21 protein-coding genes, 1 tRNA gene and 1 pseudogene are annotated in these 20,346 nt (G+C 56.9%); 11 read left to right on the top strand and 12 right to left on the bottom strand.

The window, feature by feature from the left end; translation table 11 throughout:
- Positions 1-5 precede the first annotated feature (5 nt).
- Entirely contained in the window at positions 6-1,022 is a 1,017-nt protein-coding gene (locus QZ869_RS05015; protein WP_296102924.1) for a serine hydrolase, read from the top strand.
- Between the two features lie 11 nt (positions 1,023-1,033).
- Entirely contained in the window at positions 1,034-2,149 is a 1,116-nt protein-coding gene (locus QZ869_RS05020; protein WP_296102926.1) for an anhydro-N-acetylmuramic acid kinase, read from the top strand.
- A 21-nt stretch (positions 2,150-2,170) separates the two neighbouring features.
- Here QZ869_RS05020 and QZ869_RS05025 read toward each other — a convergent pair whose 3' ends face one another.
- The gene (locus tag QZ869_RS05025; RefSeq protein ID WP_296102929.1) at positions 2,171-2,602 is read right to left on the bottom strand and encodes an N-acetyltransferase; all 432 of its coding nucleotides are present in this window, start codon (positions 2,600-2,602) and stop codon (positions 2,171-2,173) included.
- A gap of 36 nt (positions 2,603-2,638) precedes the next feature.
- A complete protein-coding gene (gene xseA / locus QZ869_RS05030) occupies positions 2,639-4,240 on the bottom strand; it encodes an exodeoxyribonuclease VII large subunit (protein ID WP_296102933.1) in 1,602 nt (533 codons plus the stop codon).
- Positions 4,241-4,395: 155 nt separating this feature from the next.
- Here xseA and QZ869_RS05035 point away from each other — a divergent pair, with 155 nt between their 5' ends.
- From QZ869_RS05035 to QZ869_RS05060, 6 genes are all read left to right on the top strand, one after another.
- The gene (locus tag QZ869_RS05035) at positions 4,396-4,641 is read left to right on the top strand and encodes a hypothetical protein (RefSeq protein ID WP_279873017.1); all 246 of its coding nucleotides are present in this window, start codon (positions 4,396-4,398) and stop codon (positions 4,639-4,641) included.
- Between the two features lie 62 nt (positions 4,642-4,703).
- On the top strand, positions 4,704-5,069 hold the full coding sequence (locus QZ869_RS05040; RefSeq protein ID WP_296102938.1) for a hypothetical protein: 366 nt from the start codon (positions 4,704-4,706) through the stop codon (positions 5,067-5,069).
- Between the two features lie 243 nt (positions 5,070-5,312).
- Positions 5,313-5,870, top strand: coding sequence for an isochorismatase family protein (locus tag QZ869_RS05045; protein WP_296102940.1), 558 nt, complete (start codon positions 5,313-5,315; stop codon positions 5,868-5,870).
- Positions 5,871-5,972: 102 nt separating this feature from the next.
- Positions 5,973-6,965: a GlxA family transcriptional regulator gene (locus QZ869_RS05050; RefSeq protein WP_296102943.1), complete on the top strand. Its 993-nt coding sequence runs from the start codon at positions 5,973-5,975 to the stop codon at positions 6,963-6,965.
- Positions 6,966-7,073: 108 nt separating this feature from the next.
- On the top strand, positions 7,074-8,030 hold the full coding sequence (locus QZ869_RS05055) for an aldo/keto reductase (protein WP_296102945.1): 957 nt from the start codon (positions 7,074-7,076) through the stop codon (positions 8,028-8,030).
- Positions 8,027-8,482: a GNAT family N-acetyltransferase gene (locus tag QZ869_RS05060; RefSeq protein ID WP_296102947.1), complete on the top strand. Its 456-nt coding sequence runs from the start codon at positions 8,027-8,029 to the stop codon at positions 8,480-8,482. The genes QZ869_RS05055 and QZ869_RS05060 overlap by 4 nt, the downstream gene beginning before the upstream one ends.
- A 181-nt stretch (positions 8,483-8,663) precedes the next feature.
- On the opposite strand, the gene QZ869_RS05065 is transcribed toward QZ869_RS05060, so the two are convergent.
- On the bottom strand, positions 8,664-10,127 hold the full coding sequence (locus QZ869_RS05065) for an HWE histidine kinase domain-containing protein (protein WP_296102949.1): 1,464 nt from the start codon (positions 10,125-10,127) through the stop codon (positions 8,664-8,666).
- A gap of 422 nt (positions 10,128-10,549) precedes the next feature.
- On the opposite strand from QZ869_RS05065, the gene QZ869_RS05070 reads away from it, so the two are divergent.
- Positions 10,550-10,639, top strand: a tRNA-Ser gene (locus tag QZ869_RS05070).
- Between the two features lie 295 nt (positions 10,640-10,934).
- On the opposite strand, the gene QZ869_RS05075 is transcribed toward QZ869_RS05070, so the two are convergent.
- From QZ869_RS05075 to QZ869_RS05105, 7 genes are all read right to left on the bottom strand, one after another.
- A complete protein-coding gene (locus QZ869_RS05075) occupies positions 10,935-11,132 on the bottom strand; it encodes a hypothetical protein (protein WP_296102950.1) in 198 nt (65 codons plus the stop codon).
- Between the two features lie 4 nt (positions 11,133-11,136).
- A complete protein-coding gene (locus tag QZ869_RS05080; RefSeq protein ID WP_296102953.1) occupies positions 11,137-11,538 on the bottom strand; it encodes a TetR/AcrR family transcriptional regulator in 402 nt (133 codons plus the stop codon).
- Between the two features lie 347 nt (positions 11,539-11,885).
- A complete protein-coding gene (gene hydA / locus QZ869_RS05085; RefSeq protein WP_296102955.1) occupies positions 11,886-13,289 on the bottom strand; it encodes a dihydropyrimidinase in 1,404 nt (467 codons plus the stop codon).
- 16 nt (positions 13,290-13,305) lie between these two features.
- Complete coding sequence (locus tag QZ869_RS05090) at positions 13,306-14,571, bottom strand: cysteine desulfurase-like protein (protein WP_296102959.1); 1,266 nt, start codon at positions 14,569-14,571, stop codon at positions 13,306-13,308.
- Positions 14,572-14,595: 24 nt separating this feature from the next.
- Positions 14,596-15,345 (bottom strand): amino acid ABC transporter ATP-binding protein, encoded by a 750-nt coding sequence (locus QZ869_RS05095; protein ID WP_296102961.1) that lies wholly within the window; start codon positions 15,343-15,345, stop codon positions 14,596-14,598.
- Entirely contained in the window at positions 15,342-16,016 is a 675-nt protein-coding gene (locus QZ869_RS05100; RefSeq protein ID WP_296022395.1) for an amino acid ABC transporter permease, read from the bottom strand. Before QZ869_RS05100 ends, QZ869_RS05095 begins: the two co-directional genes overlap by 4 nt.
- 160 nt (positions 16,017-16,176) lie before the next feature.
- Positions 16,177-16,965 carry a transporter substrate-binding domain-containing protein gene (locus QZ869_RS05105; protein WP_296022411.1) on the bottom strand — a complete coding sequence of 263 codons (789 nt, stop codon included), beginning with the start codon at positions 16,963-16,965 and terminating at the stop codon, positions 16,177-16,179.
- Between the two features lie 157 nt (positions 16,966-17,122).
- On the opposite strand from QZ869_RS05105, the gene QZ869_RS05110 reads away from it, so the two are divergent.
- The gene (locus tag QZ869_RS05110) at positions 17,123-17,821 is read left to right on the top strand and encodes a FadR/GntR family transcriptional regulator (protein ID WP_296022397.1); all 699 of its coding nucleotides are present in this window, start codon (positions 17,123-17,125) and stop codon (positions 17,819-17,821) included.
- A gap of 214 nt (positions 17,822-18,035) precedes the next feature.
- Complete coding sequence (locus QZ869_RS05115; protein ID WP_296102963.1) at positions 18,036-19,004, top strand: diguanylate cyclase; 969 nt, start codon at positions 18,036-18,038, stop codon at positions 19,002-19,004.
- 284 nt (positions 19,005-19,288) lie between these two features.
- Here QZ869_RS05115 and QZ869_RS05120 read toward each other — a convergent pair whose 3' ends face one another.
- Together QZ869_RS05120 and QZ869_RS05125 are read right to left on the bottom strand one after the other, a co-directional pair.
- Positions 19,289-20,053 (bottom strand): SDR family NAD(P)-dependent oxidoreductase, encoded by a 765-nt coding sequence (locus tag QZ869_RS05120; protein ID WP_296022400.1) that lies wholly within the window; start codon positions 20,051-20,053, stop codon positions 19,289-19,291.
- Between the two features lie 105 nt (positions 20,054-20,158).
- Positions 20,159-20,346: pseudogene (locus QZ869_RS05125) on the bottom strand (mannitol dehydrogenase family protein); the annotation flags it as partial.

Below are 20,346 nucleotides of genomic sequence, written 5' to 3' on the forward strand. Positions count from 1 at the left end.
CATTCATGGTCGACCCATCCTCACCACTCCTGAGCCCTTTCGACGCTGGTTTTGACCTGCTGAAAGAGGCCGTCGATGCGGGCCGTATTCCGGGCGGCGTCTTCGGCATGATCGACCATAACGGCCACCGCCTGACAAGGGCGATCGGCCATGCGCAAAAGGTCGGTGGCGAACGTCCGATGACGCTCGATACCTGGTTCGACCTTGCCTCTTTGACCAAGGTCATCTTCACCACCCGCAAGATCCTCGAACTGGCCGTCGCCGGCATCATCGATCTCGACAGCCCCATCACCACGCTCATTCCCGATTTCCGACAATACGCGCCCGATTGCTGGGAGCGCAAAGTCACCTTCCGCCAGTGCCTGGGCCATCAGACACCGTTTCCGGCGGTCGAACCGATCTACACCTATGGCGACGATCCGGATCGCCTGCGCGCCTTCGTCCTTCAGCGCGAATGGCGCGATAGTGAGCCCGCCTATTCGGACATAAATTACATCCTACTCGGCATCGCTCTGGAACGGCTGACGGGCCAGCGCATCCGCGAGATGGATGCCGGGCCTGGCTTTGCCTTTCACGGCGACCCCGCACAAACCGCCGCCACTGAGTTCTGCGCCTGGCGCAACCGGATGATCTGCGGCGAGGTGCATGACGAGAATTGTTACGCGCTGCAAGGCTCCGGCCATGCCGGTCTGTTCGGCACGGTGGACGCTGTTCTCGACTATGCAAAATCGCTGTTGGACGGTGATAAAGCTGGCGATCCCGTCGTCCAGCTGATGCGGCAACCGCGTTCGGCAAAGCGCACCCATGGCTGGGAACGCCCCTATGATGGCTGGTCGGGTGGTGCGCTTTGCAATGACAGCGTCATCGGCCATACCGGCTTTACCGGCACCGGGCTCTGGGTCGATTTCGACAGGGGCGACGCCTGGACCCTTCTTACCAACCGGGTGCATCCAAGCAGACATGTCGACAGCGGTATTTTTGCCCTGCGGGCTGCCATCGGCGATATGATCAACACGCATTGAGGAGAGACGACATGGAACCGATCTGGGCCGTTGGCTTGATGACAGGAACCGTTCTGGACGGAAACATCGATGTCGCGCTTCTGAAAACCGATGGAGAGCGTGTCGAGCGCTTCGGTGCCTATACGCTGGCGCCTTACGACCAGTCCGTCCGCGAGCTTCTGGAGCAAACGCTGGCTGAAGCGCGCAAATGGAATTTCGACGGCCCGGAGCCAGAGATCTTCGGTCGAGCCGAGGAAGCGCTGACCCGCGCCCAGTCCGCAGCCGTTGCCAATCTCGTGGCAGAAGCCGGGCTTTCCCTAGCCGATATCGGCGTCGTCGGTTTTCACGGCCAAACGGTGCTGCACCGCGCGCCGCAGCCTGGGCGCCTCGGCGCCACCCGTCAACTGGGTGACGGGGAATTGATGGCGAAGCTTCTCGGCACCAAGGTGGCTTATGATTTCCGCAGCGCAGACGTTCGTGCCGGTGGCCAAGGCGCACCGCTTGCCGCCGCCTACCACTCGGCACTGCTGAAAGGCGTTGCACAGGATGGGAAGGCTGCGATCCTCAATCTCGGTGGCGTTGCCAACGTAACCTGGAGCGATGGCAAAGGCCATGTCGTGGCTTTCGATACCGGCCCTGCCAATGCGCCGATCAATGACTGGATCAAGCAGCATGGACGTGGCGATATGGACCGTGACGGCCTGATCGCTGCATCGGGCCAAGTCAACGAAGAGCGCCTCTCAAAGCTTCTACAGCATCCCTATCTCACTGCAAAATTCCCGAAATCGCTGGATCGCTTCGACTTCGGCGCGAGCATGGCCGACGGCCTCTCGCTGGAAGATGGCGCGGCGACGCTGACGGCCTTCACCGCCTCTGCCGTCGGCAAGGCGCTCGATCTCCTTCCGCAGCGGCCGGAACGGCTGTTCGTCAGCGGTGGCGGGCGCCACAACCCGACGCTGATGAGGATGCTGGCGCAGCGCGCTCGTGTGGATGCACAGCCTGCCGAAACGCTGGGCTGGCGGGGCGATGCCGTCGAAGCGGAATGCTTCGCCTTTCTGGCGGTACGAGTGCTGCGCAACATGCCGATCAGCTTCCCGACGACCACGGGGGCGCCCGAGCCGATGACCGGCGGGCGACTGGCCGCCTGAGTAAGCTTCATTCGAAGCTGATCAAAGCCGCTTTTTCAAAAACTTCCGGGTGCGCCCGATGGGAAAATCCGGAAGTTCTCCGAACACCTCATAACCCTGACGGGTGTAGGCCTTTTCCGCCACCGGGTTGAAGGTATCGATCCAGGCGGAGTGACAACCACGCGCCTGTGCCTCCTCTTCCGCCGCTGTCAACATGCGGCCCGCCATCTGCTGGCCGCGAAGGCTTTCGTCAACCCAGAGCCACTGCACATAAAGCCAGCCCCAAGCGGTGTATCCACTGATCCCGGCGAGCAACGCGCCGCTCTCACCACGAACGATGACGGCAAGCGGCACCCTGTCGGCCTGGCCAACATCGGCGTCGTTGAACGCAGAAAGGTGAGCGCCAATTGCTGCGATGTCGTCAGCCCTTGGACTATTGGTAACCGTTAGAGCAGGGATGACGCTGGTGCTCACAACTCGATCTCCTGACACAAAAGCGGATCGGCAGCTTTAAAATAAACTACCTTGATTGCCGGGATCACCGGCGACTGGCTTGACCGGTTTCCTTCGCAGCTGGGCCGCTGACACCTCGGTTGAACGCGGGGCATCCGCACCTGCAACGGCCGAAACCTCGCCATCGGCAAATTCGACCGAAATTACCGCACCGGGCGTTACAGAGGCCGCGCGGGTGAGCGGCCGATTTTCCTCATCCCGAATGACGGCGTAGCCGCGTTTGAGGACATTCTTGTAAGACAGCGATTGCAGAATGCGCTCATGTGCCGCAAGCCCCGATCTGCTCTGTGCCATCCGGTGAAGAACGGCTGTATCGGCCCGCCGCACGGAAGCCAGCAACCGTTCTTTCTGCCGCTCGAGCTGGCCGGAGAGGCGCATTGGCAGGGCGCGCAGGGCAGAGTCCGATGACGACACCTGCGACTTTGCCTGCAAAAGGCGTCTTTCGACCAAAGCTTCCGCACGCTGCATACGCTCGTTGACGCGCTGTCTTTGCTGGCGCAATCCGTGCGTGAGAACATCGGGACGCAGACCGGATGAAGCACGCTCGAAGCTGCGACGCTTGTTCATCGTGTTGAGCTCAAGCCCTCTACCAAGTCCCGCAGAAACCTCGTCAAAACGGCGACGCGGAAGCGCCAGCAGCTGATCGAGCGAGGGAAGTGCGCGCACAAGCGCACGAAGTCCCTGGGCGCGATTGTCCATATGCCGGCGCGTGGAACCGGAGAGTCGCGCTGCCAGACCAGCCAGCTGGGCTTCAAGATCGGCCCGAACGGGAACGGCCATTTCCGCGGCTCCTGTTGGCGTTGGCGCGCGAACATCCGCTGCGTAATCGATCAAGGTCGTATCTGTCTCGTGACCGACCGCAGAAATCAGCGGAATGGCACTTTCCGCCGCAGCCCTCACCACGATCTCGTCGTTAAAGCTCCATAGGTCCTCAAGGCTGCCGCCGCCACGCGCCACGATCAGCACATCGGGCCGGGGAATGTCGCCGCCCTGCGACAAGGCATTGAAGCCACGGATCGCATTTGCGACCTCCTCGCCAGAGCCATCTCCCTGGACCTTGACCGGCCAGACCAGGACATGAACAGGGAAACGGTCCGAAATACGATGTAGAATATCGCGGATCACGGCGCCCGTCGGCGACGTCACCACACCGATCACCTGCGGCATATAGGGCAAACGGCGTTTGCGTCCCTGATCGAACAGGCCTTCCGCCGCGAGCCGGCGACGACGCTCCTCGAGCAAAGCCATAAGCGCACCGGCACCAGCCGGCTCAAGACTTTCGATGACGATCTGATACTTGGAGGAACCCGGAAAGGTGGTGATCTTTCCCGTCGCGATCACTTCCATACCCTCTTCCGGGCGGAATTTTAGCTTCGAGAAGCTACCCTTCCAGATGACGGCGTCTATACGGGCGCGATCGTCCTTCAGCGAAAAATAGGCGTGACCGGAGGTATGTTGACCGCGATAGCCGGAAATTTCCCCTCGAACACGAACTTGATCGAAGGCGGTTTCCACTGTCCGTTTGATGGACCCGGAAAGCTCGGAAACTGAAAATTCGGTGAGGTTGCTGAGTGCGGGCTGACTGAAGATATCGCTCATGCCGCATGGTAACCGATGCCCTACGATTCGCAAACCGTAACATTTTCGGGATAATTCGATTAAAACTTTCACACAACTGTAACACTGTGCTAGCCTCCAGAACTGAAAGTGCATGCCTTGGAGGAGACATCGCGGACTTTTGAGGAGAAGTTGCCATGTCTTATCGCTTTGGGAGGAGCGGCATCATGGAATTTATTTTAGGAATTGGCCTCGGCTTAACCGCTTCGGCAACACGTTCTACTCTCGCGATCGCGCTTGTTGGTATTCTTATCATCGCTGTTTTTGCCTATGCCGCCCTGATGGCTGCGCCTGGCGTTTCTATTCTCGGGCTACTTGCAACGTTGGCCGGATTGAATGCTGGCGTGGCCGCCGCCTTTTTTGGGGTGTTGGCGCTTCGCTGAGACACGGCTGACAACAACACGCGATCGATCTATAAGGATGCCGATCATCAGCAAGGTGCGGCGTGGAACTCGGTCGTCTTCTTCTTCTGCAGGTATTCTGCGCGGCACTTGATGCCGGCACCACTTGGCTGTTGTGGTCCCGCATCGACATCTCCGTGGTCCTTGCCAGGATAGCAGGTGCCTGTCTTGCTGCTATCCTGATTGTGTTTTTCTGCCGCAGAGCGCCGGAGTTCCGTGGTATCGGACGCTTTCTCGCGACCAGTATCAGCTTAACATGTCTGCTCGTGAGTTATGGCATATTTGCACTTCTGATGCTCCGCAACCCTGTTTTGCAATGGCCGCTGGCCTTCGCAGCAGCGACTGGCGCGTCACTCCTGTTATCGTGGATCGGATACTGGCGCGCGCGTCAGGGTCGTGTCAGCGGCTAACCAGGTCGCGATCTTTCGCATTGCCTGATACGTCTCGGATCAAAAACCGAGCTCCTTTCTCACACATCGATATCTAAATTCAGCCCCCAGTTTCGCGAGACCCATCCTTCAAAGAATGCGTTCTTATCGGCTGAGAGTCCCACCACGATGGCCAGATATGTCCTCCTTTCGTCTTGGATGAGAGTTTCTTCCTTTTTTCTGAGGCAATAAATTTGTATCCATTCAACAACTGGAGATACAAAATTGTCCGCTTCTATCGCTCTGATCGTCATCGATGCGCAGGAATCCTTCCGGCACATGCCCTATTTTGAAGACACCGGACTGGCGCGATACCTCTCTGCCCAGCAGGCTTTGATCGATGAGGCCGAGGCAAAAGGCGTTCCCGTCGTCCAGATTTTTCACGTCGATGGTGACAAAGCCTTTTCAGCCGATAGCGGCTTGATTCGTCCGTTGGAAGGATTGCGCATCCAGCCTAGCGTCACATTCATAAAGCACCGCCATTCCGCCTTCGTGGGGACAGGACTGGAAGTCTGGCTGACGCAGCATGGCATCAATCACCTCATCATCTCCGGCATCCGCACCGAGCAATGCTGCGAAACCACCGCTCGCCATGCGTCAGATCTGGGTTATAAGGTCGATTACGTTACAGAAGCGACCCTCACCTTCCATATGACACACGCCTCGGGCGACGTCTTCTCACCTGCCGACATTGCCAAGCGCACCGAACTCGTATTGGCGGGACGATTTGCTCGTATCGCGACAGTGTCAGACGTCCTTGAAAGCCTCCAGCAACGGGCCTGAAACAGAACCGATTGTCACAAAAGCACGGTACGTAGATTCGAAAAGATAGAGCAGCCTTTGTGCGTACAATCGACCTCAGGCTGCTCTAAGAAAGGCCGCCTGATGAATTCGATACCCGGCAACGATGCAAAAGTGATACCCGTGTTCGTGGTCATGCCGCCGCAGACACTCTTGCTAGATGTTGCCGGGCCTCTGGAAGTGCTGCGCTATGCCAATGAGCAACAGGAGCAGATCCGCTTCGATTGCCGTTATGTCGCCGCTCAGCCGAACCAGACGACCACCATCGGTCTTGGCCTCTGCGGCCTCGAGGCATTACCCGAATCACTTCCGTCAGACGCGATGATCCTCGTCTCGGGCAGCTCGTTTGCATCCCCTCGCCAGCAGGAAAATGCCCAAGAACGGAAAATTCTGTCCGATTGGCTGCGCCGGACCGCGCGCAGCGATACCACCATCGTCAGCATCTGTTCCGGCGCGTTAATTGCAGCAGAGGCCGGTTTGTTCGATGGATACCAGTGTACGACCCATGCGGACTGTATCGCGGATCTCAGACGCATCGCTCCCCTTGCGAAGGTGCAGGAAAATCGGTTGTTCGTGGAGGATGGGCGACTTGTCTCGAGTGCTGGTATTTCCACCGGCATCGACCTTACTCTTCACCTTGTTGCAAAGCTGGTTTCCCCCGGGATCGCCGCCCGCATCGCGCAGATCATGGTCGTTTATTTGCGCCGCACGGCAAATGACCCGCAGATCTCGCCCTGGCTTTCAGGGCGCAACCATATTCACCCGTCCATTCACCGTGCGCAGGACGCTATCGTCGCTAATCCCACCATGGACTGGACCCTATCCCGACTGGCGGACTACGCCAACCTCAGCGCTCGGCATCTGTCCCGTCTGTTTCGCGAATATACGGGCGTGAGCGTGGTGGATTACGTCAATCTGATCCGGGTCAACCTGGCGAAAGACATGATCTCCCACTCACGGCTCGATCTGGAGACCGTTGCGGAACGCTCTGGATTTGCCTCTGCGCGCCATCTGCGCCGCATATGGATGCAGCATTTTGAAAGACCGCCAAGCGCATTTCGAAACCACTCTCCGTGACGGGCGTTTGCTTCGATTGCGAGATGCTTTGATCACGGAAATTCAATAGTCATCCGCACAATGCAGCGCTAAATCATCGGTACGAGAAAGACTAAAAGGAGCATATCCATGCAGAACCGCACGCTCGGCCTCACCGGCCTGTCCGTCGCCCCAATCGTTTTTGGTGGCAATGTCTTCGGCTGGACCGCGGATGAGAAAACGTCATTTCAGCTTCTGGATTCTTTCTTCGATTCCGGTTTCAACGCCATCGATACGGCAGATGTCTATTCGGCATGGGTACCAGGCCATGAGGGCGGTGAGTCCGAGACAATCATCGGAAAGTGGTTGAAACATAGCGCCGTCAAGCGCGAGGATGCCATCATCATCACGAAAGTTGGCTTCGATAATAATGAGCGCAAGACGGGTCTCAGCGCCAAATGGATCGCGGAAGCGGTGGAGAATTCGTTGCGCCGTCTCCAGACCGACTACATCGATCTTTATCTCGCTCATAAGCCGGATGATGCGGTACCTCTCGGAGAAACACTCGGAACCTTCGCCCGATTGAAGGAAGAGGGAAAGGTCAGAGCGATCGGCTGCTCGAACTACAACGCCGACCAGCTTCAGGCTTCACTCGAGGTGGTAGCACAGATGGGACTTGGACGCTTCGACGTTCTTCAACCGGAATACAATCTTTACACCCGCTCCAAGTTCGAGGGGCCGCTTGCCGAGCTTTGCGCCAAGGAAGAGATCGGCGTCATCAACTACTACAGTCTCGCGGCGGGCTTCCTGACTGGCAAGTATCGGACGAAGGCCGATACCGAAGGCGTGGCTCGATCCTACCGCGTTGGCAATTATCTCGACCCACGCGGCCTTGCCATTCTTGGGGCAATGGATACCATCTCGGCGGAAACGGGTGCCCGGCACGCGGATATCGCTCTTGCGTGGTTGCTCGCGAAGAAATCCGTAACCGCACCGATTGCGAGCGCGACCAGCCTTTCACAGCTTGAAAGTTTCAAGCGTGCCATCGACCTGACGCTGAGCAGCGAGATGATGCAACTCCTCGACGAAGCGGGTGCGGGCGAATGACAGCGGCTGGGGCGCTCACCATCAGGGCTGCGACGACCGGCGACCGTGACGCTTGGTTGCCCCTGTGGAGCGCCTACCTCGCTTTCTATAAGGTCGATCTGCCAGCCGACGTGACCGAACGAACCTGGGAAAGGGTTGTGGACCCGGCATCTCGCCTTTCTATGCGCCTTGCGGTTCTGCAGGACAGGCCAGTCGGCTTCGCCATTCATCATTTCCACGAATCCACCTGGACGAAGACGCCGGACTGTTATCTTGAAGACCTGTTCATCGACGAGGAGATCCGCGGCAAAGGTATCGGGCGCGCCTTGATCGATGATCTGATCGGCATCTGCCGGGACAACGGATGGTCCAGACTTTACTGGCATACAGATGAGTGCAATCAGCGCGCGCGTGCGCTTTATGACAGCTATAGCAATAGCGACGGCCATGTCCGCTACCGGCTCAAAATCTAAAGCATGGTCCACGCAAAACTGTGCGAAGGTTTTGCGATCAAAAGATGCCACAAAACGAGGGGCCCAAGCGTCGGGAGCGGATCTGGAAGATAGCCGTACGTTTTAGAGACTATTGCGCAAGCCTGCCGAGCAGATTTGCGCAGACCTTGGCCAACGCGCCCTGCATGCATCCACTGACCGGTCAATTGTCCTGCTGGAATGTAACCAGATCTGCCTCGACATTGCAGATGAGACCGGTCGGTTCATAGAGAACAGTAACCTTGCTGCAGGAAGCACCGGAAATACCGGCTTTGATCAGGCGTGACCCAGCCCCTACGCGCTCCGGCGCGCTAACTGGCGGACCGCTTTTTTCTTCCCAACGAAACTCGAAGAACTCTCGATCGCCGGGAATGATACGCCACGAAATCTCGATCATGCCATCGCTCGATGAAAGCGCACCGTATTTCACCGCGTTGGTGGCCAGTTCATGCAGAATGAGCGAGAGAGACAAGGCCGGACGCGAGCCCACCTGAATGTCCGGTCCTTTCACCACGAAGCGTGGTTCATTCGGATCATCATGCACCGCAAGCATCTGGCCGACGAGATTGCGCACTGTAGACGAGCCGAGGCCACCCTGTATCACGGTGTCATGAGCACGGCTTAAGATATTGATACGCTCGGCAAGCGTCTGGCGCGCTACATTTACATCGGGGGCCGAACGTAGCGTTTGAGAGGCGATGGCCTGCACCATGGCCAGCTGATTCTTGAGACGATGCCCAAGCTCATGCGCCACCATCTCCTTGTGGCGCTCTTCCGCAAGACGCTCGGTCACATCCTGCGCTTGAACAAGGATACCGGAAATCATGCCCGTGGGATCGCGCATCGGCTGATAGACGAGGTCGATCAACCTGTTCTGTTTCTCACCGGCAGGTCCACGATTGAGTTCAATCGGCTGCCCTCTCGCCACAAAAGGCTCCCCGGTTCTGTAGACTTCATCGATCTTCCCGATATGGCCTTGGCGCACCACCTCCGGAAGCGCCTCGGCGAGTGGTCTTCCAATAATATCGCGACCAGCGCCGATGATCGAATAACACTCCTCATTGGCAAATTCGAAAACGTGGTCGGGACCGACAAGCGTGGCAATCCCGCCCGGCGAAAGCTGGAACACCTGCCGCAAGCGCTCCTGCTGCAGCTTCTGTTCGCGCCGCATCAAAACCTCGCCGGTAATTTCGGAGCAGGCACAGAACATCCCGAGCACTTCGCCCGAATGGTTACGTACGGGCGTGTACGAGAACGAAAAATGCGTTTCTTCCGGATATCCCTTGCGATGCATGGTAAATTCGATGTCATCCATCGAGGTGCCCTGGCCCGCATAGGCAGCGCTGATGATGGGCTCGACCTTATCCCAGATATCGAACCAGAGTTCCTTGAAGGATCGGCCAAACGCCTGAGGATGCCGATTGCCGCACATCAGCGCGTAACCGTCATTATAAAGAGTGGTTTGCTGCGGCCCCCAAACGATCAGCATCGGCTGCAAAGAGCCAAGCATGACGCTGACGAGAACTTTCAGCTCTACCGGCCAGTCGTCCTTGCACCCGAGAGGGCTCGCGCCCCAGTCAAAATCACGAAAAATCCGACCGCATTCGCCCCCACTGACATAGTGCAAAGAAATCCCCTCGGAATAAGCTCGGCGAAACGTCGCCATTTGCAGCGCGGAATTGCGGAAAGGGCAGCGTCGCCACACGCGCTGAACCCTGTTGAAGACAGGCAACATAGCGAAAGAACAACAGACGTGCCAGATAGCTGTTGATACCCAAGGAATAACATAACCTTAAGGGCTAAATCTGCAAGAAAGCCCTTACTCATAACAGGCCTTCTGCAGACATCGCTCCCTCGGTGTGCACGGGCGTCAGACCAATCAATCGCAGAATGGCACGAATCTCCCCCTCCGCTCCGTCGAAAAGGTCTCAGCCAACGCATCCCGAAACATACCACCGCGATTGGCAAGGTTTTCAAGACAAAACAGAATTTTGCACTTGCATGGTGACAGACGTGTGGCTATGAACGGCCCGCTTACCACAGCACGCCGGAGAGGTGGCAGAGTGGTCGAATGCACCGCACTCGAAATGCGGCATACCTGCAAGGGTATCGTGGGTTCGAATCCCACCCTCTCCGCCATATTCTCACGCCCTCTCCACCAACCCCGCCTAACCTCTTGGGATTCCAACGGATGTTCAGCCAATAGCTCGTCAAGGAAAGAGCTTTGGCATGAAAGTAACAGACCGTGTAACCGGCGCTGATGGTGAACAACAGTCTCCTCGTGGTCTTAAAAAACGGAAAGGCTTGCGTTATATAACCCGCTCAGGGACGGCGTACGTCTTCCAGATGCGGCTGCCGAAGCATTTCAGCCAAGGCAGGAGTGTCGTGATGCGTTTGAGTTTAGGCCCGCGTTCTCACAGCCAAGCTCGTTACATCACTGAACATCGTTTTCGAAAATCGCATACTCGCCAAGGCTTGGCTGATCGCAAAGTGGCTGCGTCAACAAGGGCGACGAGACCGCCGTCTCGACAAGCTCTGCCTGATAGGCCTTGGTGATCACCTGATTGGCAAAGAAAATCCGATAGATCAACGGCGCAAAGACCATGTCGACAAGCCGGTCGGGAGAGGGCACGGGCTCACCGCGAGACGCACAGCGATCGGTGAGATAGCGAAAATTCATGTAGACATAACCGGCGGCGACCTCGGAAATCTTGCGATTGACCAAGCGCTCTCATTGGCGCAGACGACAGATCATCCACCGTCTGCTCGATCCAGACCGCGAGATCGCCCCTGAAACTTCCCGTATCGGGCGGCACGGCGTCAGGCAGAAAACGCTGATTGGCCACATCGAGCAACAGTTGATCGAGCGTCACCCATCGACGGTAGATCGTCGACGGCGGCACTTCTGCCCGGGCAGCGATGAGCGCTATGGTGACGTTCTCTGCCGGGATTTCCGAAATCAGTTCTTTGACCGCCTTATGAACGGCAACCTGAATACGCTCGCTGCGTCCGCCCGGCCTTATCAGTGTCCGCGCCATCTCACGTTTCCCCTCAACTCAGGATTCCCTACCACGTTTCAAGACGTGATGATCCGGTTTAATTAGGTTGATGTTTCGGGCAGGTGAATACACTTCGCACCCACGCGGGCAAAATCGCCGCCGCGCCAGGCCGGCAGCATGAGCTCGCGATCCAGATTAGCCAGATCGACGAGGTGAGCTTTCTCATCAAGGCATTCAGCGGGGCTTGAGCGGGCTCGTTGAGCTGGAAGATCTTTGAATCGATGGGCCACTCACTATTGCTGCGAACCCGGCTCAGAGAGCGGACGACGCGAGGCGACTGCCGGACCCGTAGCCGCATTGCTGCGTTCATCTCGATACATCCAGCGCTATTTCACTAGCGAAGACGTCTTGCGGGTAACATATTTGCCGCTGACCGCGCCTTGAGCCATCGCGGCGTCTTCAACAATGGACTTGCCACGCAGGAGTAGCCGTATCGGCCAGCCCCGCACCTCAAGACCTTCATAAGGCGTGTAATCAGATCCATGCGCCAGCAGATCATTGGTGATGGTCACCCGCTTTTCTGGATCCCAGATCGCCAGATCGGCGTCCGATCCAACGGCTATCGTGCCCTTTTGCGGATAGAGCCCGTAGAGTTTGGCGTGATTGGTCGAGGTTTGGGCGACGAACTGGTTGAGAGAGATGCGCCCCTTCATCACCCCTTCGGAAAACAGGATCGGCAGCCGGGTGGCAACTCCTGGAATGCCATTCGGGATCCAGCGGAAGTGCCGTTTGCCCCTCTCGTTCAGCTTGCCTTCGCGGTCATCATAGCGAAACGGGCAGTGATCGGATGAGAAGAGATCGAAGACGTTCTGCTCCAGGCCCTCCCAGCACGCGTCCTGGCTTTGTCTGTCACGCGGCGGAGGAGAGCAGACATATTTTGCGCCCTCCAACGCATCCTGATCCAGATCGGCCGCTGTCAGCATCAGATATTGCGGGCAGGTTTCGCCGGCAATTTTCTGTCCACGCATCCGTGCCCTGCGAATTTCCTCCATGGCCTCGCGATTGGAGACATGAACGATGACGATTGGGACGTCCACAATCTCTGCAAGCGACAAGGCCCGATGCGTTGCTTCGCGCTCTGCTGCGATCGGCCGTGTCGTGGCATGGTATTTGGGGGCAAGCTTTCCTTCGTCTTCGTGGCGACCGATCAGATAGCGGATCGCATCTTCATTCTCGCAATGGACCATGACGAGCGCGCCGGTGCGACGCGCCGCATCGAGCGTGTCCAGTATCTGATCGTCCCGCAATCGAAGCCCTTCATAGGTCATGAAAACCTTGAGAGAAGTATAGCCCGCCTCTACCAGCGCTGGCAGCTCCTGCCCCAGGACCTCAGGTGTTGGATCGGTAATGACCAGATGGAAAGCAACATCCGTGTAGCACTTGTCTTCGGCTTTGGCGTGATAGACCTTGAGGGCCTCGCGCAATGTCTGCCCTTTCTCCTGCATGCAGAAGGTCAGCACCATGCTGTTTCCGCCGATGGCCGCCGAGCGCGTTCCGCTTTCGAAGTCATCCGCCATGACAATGCCTTCCCCAGACGGCTGATCAAGGTGGACGTGGCTGTCTATTCCTCCCGGCAGCACGAAAAGGCCGGTGGCGTCGATGATCTCCGCTGCATCGTCAAGTCCGCTTGAAAGTGTCGCGATCTTTCCGTCCAGGATCCCGATGTCGCAGACAAAGGTGTCGCTTGCCGTGGCCACGGTCCCATTCCGGATGATTGTGTCGAAGCGCATCAAGGCCGTCCTTTCGTCAGCTTGCTTTTGCAAACCCTGTTTCGCCGGAGAGAATGTGGTCGAGAGCCTGCGTGAAGCGATCGACTTCTTCCAGAGTGTTGTAGTGAACCATCGATACTCTGAGCATACCGCCATGGTCTGTCAGGCCTAAATATTCGGCCAAGCGACGCGAATGGAAGTCGCCGAACCGCATGGCGATGTGATGCTGATCCATTGCCTTGCAGATCTCCGCAGCGTCTCGGCCATCGAGGCGGAATGCAATGGTGGGAACGCGGGAACTGTTCCCATTCTGGCTCTTGCCGACGATCTGGCAATCGTTTCGCGAACGCAGATAGGACAACAGTCGCTCGGTTAGCGCGTCTTCCTGTGCGGTAATCGCCCTGAAGGCGGTTACAATGCGGCTGCGAATACTTCCCGCATCGCCCGCTTGTTCTCCGAGCGTCGTCAGGTAATCAACGATGCCGCAAGTCGAATAGGCAAGCTCGTAATTCGGGTTACCCGGCTCCAGCTTGCCCGGCACTTTATCCTTGCCGTAGAAATAGTGGTAAAGCGTGTCGAGCTCGAGAAGATGGTCATACTTGCCATACATCAACGCGTAATGGGGGCCGTAGGTCTTGTAGAGGCTGAAAACGTAGTAATCCACGTCGAAGGCTTGGACGTCGACAAGACGATGGGGAGCGTAGGCCACGGCATCCACACATATCCGGGCGCCACGCGCATGAACGAAGTCGGCAATCTCGCGGACCGGATTGATGGAGCCGAGAATGTTGGACACGTGCGTTACGCAAACAAGCCGCGTGCGCTCTGACATCAAGGGCTCTAGATCTGCCAGATCGAGCGTCAAAGTTTCCTTGTTGAGTGGCCAGAACTTGATTGTCACGCCTGCCGATTTCAGACGATCCCAAGGGCCGATGTTGGATTCATGATCGCTCACGGTCACGATGATCTCGTCGCCGGGCTTAAGCTGGCTTTCCATGGCGCGCGCCAGGTTCTGCAAAAGCGCAGTGGTCGAGTTGCCAAAGACGATTTCTTCCGGCCGTCCAGCATTGACAAGATGCATGGCAGCGGTGCGGGCCTCATAGAGCGCCTCAGCAGCCTTTTGCGAGACCTCATAGGAGCCACCAATCTGGACGTTTCGCTCGATCAGAAAGGTGTTGATGCGATCGATCGCACCTTGGAGAATTTGCGAGCCGCCGGCATTGTCGAAGAAGGTCCAGCCTCTTCCCAAACCCGGAAATTGGCTTCGCACAAAGTCCAGATCAAGCGATGGGTGATCGTTCACGGGTGTGTCCTCCACAGACATAATTCAATGATTGAGTACGGCGCGCAGGAAGCTGCGCGTTCTTTCTTCTTGGGGGGTGTCGAATATTTGCTGAGGGGTCCCCATCTCGACCAACTTTCCGCCATCCATGAAGATGACCCGGTCGGCCACCTGTTTGGCAAAGCCCATCTCATGCGTCACGACAATCATCGTCACGCCGGTGCCCGCCAGGCGTCGCATGACGTCCAGCACCTCTCCCACCATTTCCGGATCGAGAGCCGATGTCGGTTCATCGAACAGAAGAACCTTCGGCTCCATGGCCAAAGCGCGCGCGATTGCCACGCGCTGCTGCTGACCGCCGGAGAGTTGGCCGGGAAACTTGTCCGCCTGCTCGGAAATGCCAACACGGGCGAGCAAATCTCTAGCCCGGACAGCGGCTTCGGCTTCGCTCAGCCCGCGCACCCGCATGGGCGCCAGCATGACATTTTTAAGTACTGTCATATGCGGAAAGAGATTGAAGGATTGGAAGACCATGCCAACTTCGGCGCGCACTTTCGCCAGTTCCTTGCCTGGACGCACCCTCGTTCCGTCAACGGTGATGGTACTGTCAGTCGAGAAAGGCTCAAGGTGATTGATGCAGCGGATCAGCGTCGATTTGCCGGAGCCGGACGGACCGATGATGCAGACGACTTCGCCTTCGGCGATCTGCAGATCGATGCCGTGAAGAACGGTGTATGTGCCGTAGGCCTTGAACAGCCTTTCGACGTGGATGATGTCTCTGCTGAGAGCGGTCATCTGCGTCTCCCTGCGCCGAAGCGGATTTCTAGCCGGGATACGACCGCCACCATCGGCCAGAGGAGCAGAACGTAAATCACTGCGGCTCCTATCAAGGGTGTGGGGTTTGCGCTCAAGGCCTGCGCCTGTGTTGCCTGCTTCAGAAGGTCGGGCATCGCCACCACCGACGCCAATGCCGTGTCCTTGAGAACGTTGATGGAATTGTTGGTGAGTGGTGGGATCACGATGCGGATCGCCTGGGGGAGAATGATGTCGGCCATGGTATGGCGATTGGAAAGACCAAGAGCTGCAGAGGCCTCGAATTGCCCGGTCGGTATGGCGTCGATCCCTGCCCGGAATATCTCGGCAGTGTAAGCTGCAGAGACAAGCGAAAGCGCCGCAACCGCCGACAGGAATGGCGAAAGCCTGATGCCGACAAAAGGTAGCGCGTAGTAGATGACGATGAGAAGAACGAGCAGCGGAATGGACCGGAAGACATCCACGTAGATGCGGATGAGCAGCACGATTGCTCGTGGCGCGTAAAGCCTGGCGACGGCCAGGACAAGCCCACCGACGAGACCCGAGACGATGCTGACGATGCCAATCTGAATCGTGACGACCAAGCCCCACAAGAGTTGTGGAAGGCTCTGAACGAAGACATCGTAATTGAAGAAGGTGTTGACGAGATTCATGCCGCAAAGGCTCCCTTTAGAGCGCGACGCGTCCTCTAGGATGCATCAGAACGCTCTAACTTTTGTGAGTCTCAGCATCGCGCTTTCCAAAAATCAGTTCCGATTCCCGGATCGATGCCGTCGCCAGCGGATCAGAATTCCGCTGGCGGCTGTGGCGCTATCAGATCTTTGGCATATCCAAGACCATCACCGTCGAGGTCTTCTCCTCGGCGGGCGCTCCGAACCAGGTCTGGTGCAGCTTGGCAAGGTAACCATCCTTCTTCATCTCGGTGATGACGCCATTGACCTGCGCTGCGAGAGGGTCGCCCTTGTTGAACATGATCGAGTATTTCTCGCCCGTTGGGATGCGAGCCACCACCTTCAGTTCGGGCTTGTCTTTGACGTAATAAAGAAGTGCTGGAATGTCGCTGATGTAGCCATCGATGCGGCCAGCGACGAGATCGAGCATGGCGGGAGACAGGCCCTCAAAACGGCGAATGTCTGAAAATTTGTATTCCGCCTTGTTCTTTTCCGCCCACATATCGCCGGTCGAGCCAGTGTCGACGCCGACCACCTTGTCAGCCATCTCCTTCAATCCGGTGATGCCGGATTTTGCAGTGACGGTCAGCGACTGGTCGCTGTCGTAATAAGGCTGGGCGAAGGACACCGATTCAAGACGCTTGGGTGTAATGGTAATCGATGAGATCGCCATGTTGATGCGGCCCGACTGGACCGCGGAAAACAGGCCGTTGAACGGGGTGTTCACAAACTCGACGGATTTACCCAGGCGCTTTGCCACCTCGTTGACGAGATCGACCTCAAAGCCGACTACCTTGCCGGAAGCATCCTGAAACTCCCACGGCACATTGCCGATGTTCGCGCCAACCATCAGATCGGCTGCCCGGGCCGCTTGCATGCTCATAAAAGCGATGCCTGCTGCAAGCGAGGCGGTTAGAAATGTCGCTGTCATGCGTTTCATCAGTGTTCCCCTTGTTATTTGATACACGATCGCACATTGTGGTCTAACTGGTCGGACCAGTTAGACCACACAAGCACGGACTTTGCATCTTGGCAAGCCGCGACCTTGAAAATAGATGTTGAATACGAGACGAGAGGACCGCCGCTAGATGCTGAATAAAACGCTTCTGCCCCAGACGGTGGCGCGCGAAATCCAGAGCCTGATCCAGAAAGGCGTGCTGAAACCCGGCGAAAAAATCCAGTCTCAGCGTGAACTGTCGGAACAGTTCGGTGTCAGCCGGGCCTCCCTTCGTGAAGCCTTGCTCACTCTCGAAACACTCGGGATGGTCAAGACGGAGGCCGGGCGTGGAACATTCGTCACGTCGCCTGCGGAACGTGCTGCCGGTCCCGCTGCCAATATGGCGCCATGGCGCTATTCTCAAAGCTATTCCGCTTTCGATGTATTTCAGACGCGCGCGCTTCTTGAGGGAGAAATTGCAAAGCTGGCTGCTGGCCGATTGACGCAACGCCAACTGGACGAAATGGAGCAGGCAACGGAGACAATGGAGCGCTCCTGGGAAAAGCAGGATGTGATCTCCAATGTCGAGGCCGATCTGCAATTCCATTCGACAATCGTCTCGGGCTGCTCGAATGCCATGATGCAGGCGCTCTACCAGACGGTGCGGGAACTGATCACAGAAACCCAACGCCAGCCCATTCCGATCACCGATCCAGCGCGAATGCGGAACTCGATTGCCGAACATCGGCGCGTCATCGAGGCTCTACGTCTGAATGATGGAAACTTGGCGAAGGCAGAAATGGAAACGCATATTCGCAACACAGCCCGCTGCGCTGGCCTCGATCCGTGAAAGATGTTGCGCAAAAAAAATTGAGCCGTTTTCGAAAAAACGATATTGAACGGGACCGACCGTGACATAATCGTAAGTGTTGGAAGAAACCAAATATATCTCGGTTATCCACCGCTTGGCTGGAAAACCGCAACTTTCATTCAACTTTTTCAATGCAGTATGTGCGCTAAACGCCAATTTGAAGTTGGCGTCGACTTAGCCAGTGAGGTCGAAAATGCACTTGCCAACCGAACATCCGACTTCGATCAATGTGAGCGAACGCCCAGCCGCTCCATCAGATCAGTTCAATCACTTGCAAGGCTTATTCGAAAAGTCGTTCAAGGCGGCTCGTGTTGGCATCTGGGAGTGTAGCCTTCCCGACGAAACACTGACGTGGACAGATACGGTATTCGAGTTTTTCGACCTACCGCCGCAAACCCCTCTGGCAAGGGCTGATATTGTCGCGCTTTACACGCCGGAGTCTCGGGAAAACCTGACAGTGGCACGCAATGCGGCAATAGAAGAGGGCAACGGTTTTACGCTTGATGCGGAAATTATTACCGCTAAGGGCAACTCCCGCTGGATCAGGATCACGGCTATCGTCGAGCGCAGTGAAGGACGGTCTGTACGCATTTTCGGAATGAAGCAGGATATTACCGCCGAGAAGGCCATGGTCGACAATATTCGTCGACTAGCGGAAATTGACGCGTTGACCGGGCTCGCTTCGCGCACGAAGTTTGAATCTGTCTTCAACGAGATTTGCACCAGTCCCACTCACGTCCAGTATGGACTGCTGCTATTGGACTTGGACGGCTTTAAAGCGATCAACGACACGTTGGGGCACCAGTCGGGCGACGAGTGCCTCAGAGAAGCGGGGAACAGGCTCACTAAAGCACTACCGGATGCTGTTCTTATCTCGCGTATCGGCGGTGATGAATTTGCTGTCATTCACACCTGCGAGTCGGCAAAGCACCTTCAAGACCTTGGAAATCGCATAGTTCAATCGCTCGAATGGTTTTGGGCTCCGTCACCATTGACCAGGCTCAAGATCAGCGCTTCTGTTGGTGGAGCCGTCATCAAAAAGGGAGCAGTGTCCAACGATGTGTTTGCACTGGCGGACCGAGCTCTCTATGCGGCAAAAGCCGGGGGTAAGAACCGTTTCGAGATCGTAAAACGAGATAATTTTTCGATGAGCGCTGCATAAGCGATTTGCGCTGTCCCGAAACGACCGACAGCGCTAGTGACGAATTCGATGCAACCATAGAGATCCGTCGATCCGTGCTGAACCGCTATCGTCGTCAATGCCGATCATGCCAAGCACAAGGCCAATGCGCCACGCTGAAGGCTGATACTAACCGAACCGCTTGGCCATAGCGCTCAGCCAGCGGCGGATATCCTGGCCACTGCAATGCTGGCCTGCGCACCGAAAAACTTCAAGATGCAGGAACCGAAGTCTGGTTCGCAAGACAGCAATTTCGATCTGGCTCATTACCGGGTCGTATATCCGCCGTCGATGACCAGAACCTCGCCGGTGACATAACTCGAGGCTGGTGAGCACAAAAAGAGGGCAGCGGCAGCAACTTCGTCCGGCTCACCCACACGCCCCATAGGCGTCATGTCACGCCAGACAGGGAACCACTCAGGGTTCTCGATACCGCCTCGAGACATTTCTGTGTCGATATATCCAGGGGCAAGGGCATTGACGCGGATGTTCTCGGCGGCAAGTTCACTCGCCAAACTCTTTGTCATCATATGAACCGCAGCCTTAGAGGCATTATATGCGACCTGGTTTTGAGGGATATTCGATGCAATACCGGACATCGAACCGATGTTGAGTATCACCCCTGACTTCTGGGCACGCATTGGCGCGATCGCAGCGCGGCAGGCTCGGAAGACGGCATCGACGTTGAGGCTCATAACTTTGCGCCACGTATCGTCATCGAAGTCCGCACTATCCCCATGGATGGCGACGCCTGCGTTGTTGACGAGGATATCGAGTCTGCCATTGCGCTCTAGCACCTGCTGGATCAACATATTTGCGGAAGTTTCGACCCGCATGTCAGCGGCAATGAACTCAAACTCGATCCCAGCGTCCGAAAGTGCGTCACTGGCATCTTGAACAGATGTCCGAGCACTTATTACAACTCGCGCGCCAGCTTCACCGAGTGCCTTTGCGATAGCCAGCCCGATGCCCCGCGTGCCGCCTGTGATTAGCGCAACCTTTCCATCTAGGCGAAATCTTTCAAGTATCATACGTGATCTCCCTATGCTGAAACCAGTGGGCGTCGCCTCTGTCCGAGGCCTTCGCTTCCACGTTCGAGTTGACGCGCATGACCTGTTGCCATGAACACCTGACCGCTACGCGACCAGCCTGTTTTGAAGATAGAGTTCGAGCGTCTTTGCGGTACCCTTTTCCCATAATGTGTTTAGAGCATGGGCGAAGCGGGTGCGGAAGAGGTCTGAGTTTGCGACGTCGCCAAAAATATCGCTGAGTGCGAGGAAGGCCATGGGATCGTCCTTTGCCTTGATCGCGGCCGCCTGCAGGC

The sequence above is a fragment of the uncultured Agrobacterium sp. genome, from assembly GCF_913777885.1.
Lineage (GTDB): Bacteria > Pseudomonadota > Alphaproteobacteria > Rhizobiales > Rhizobiaceae > Agrobacterium.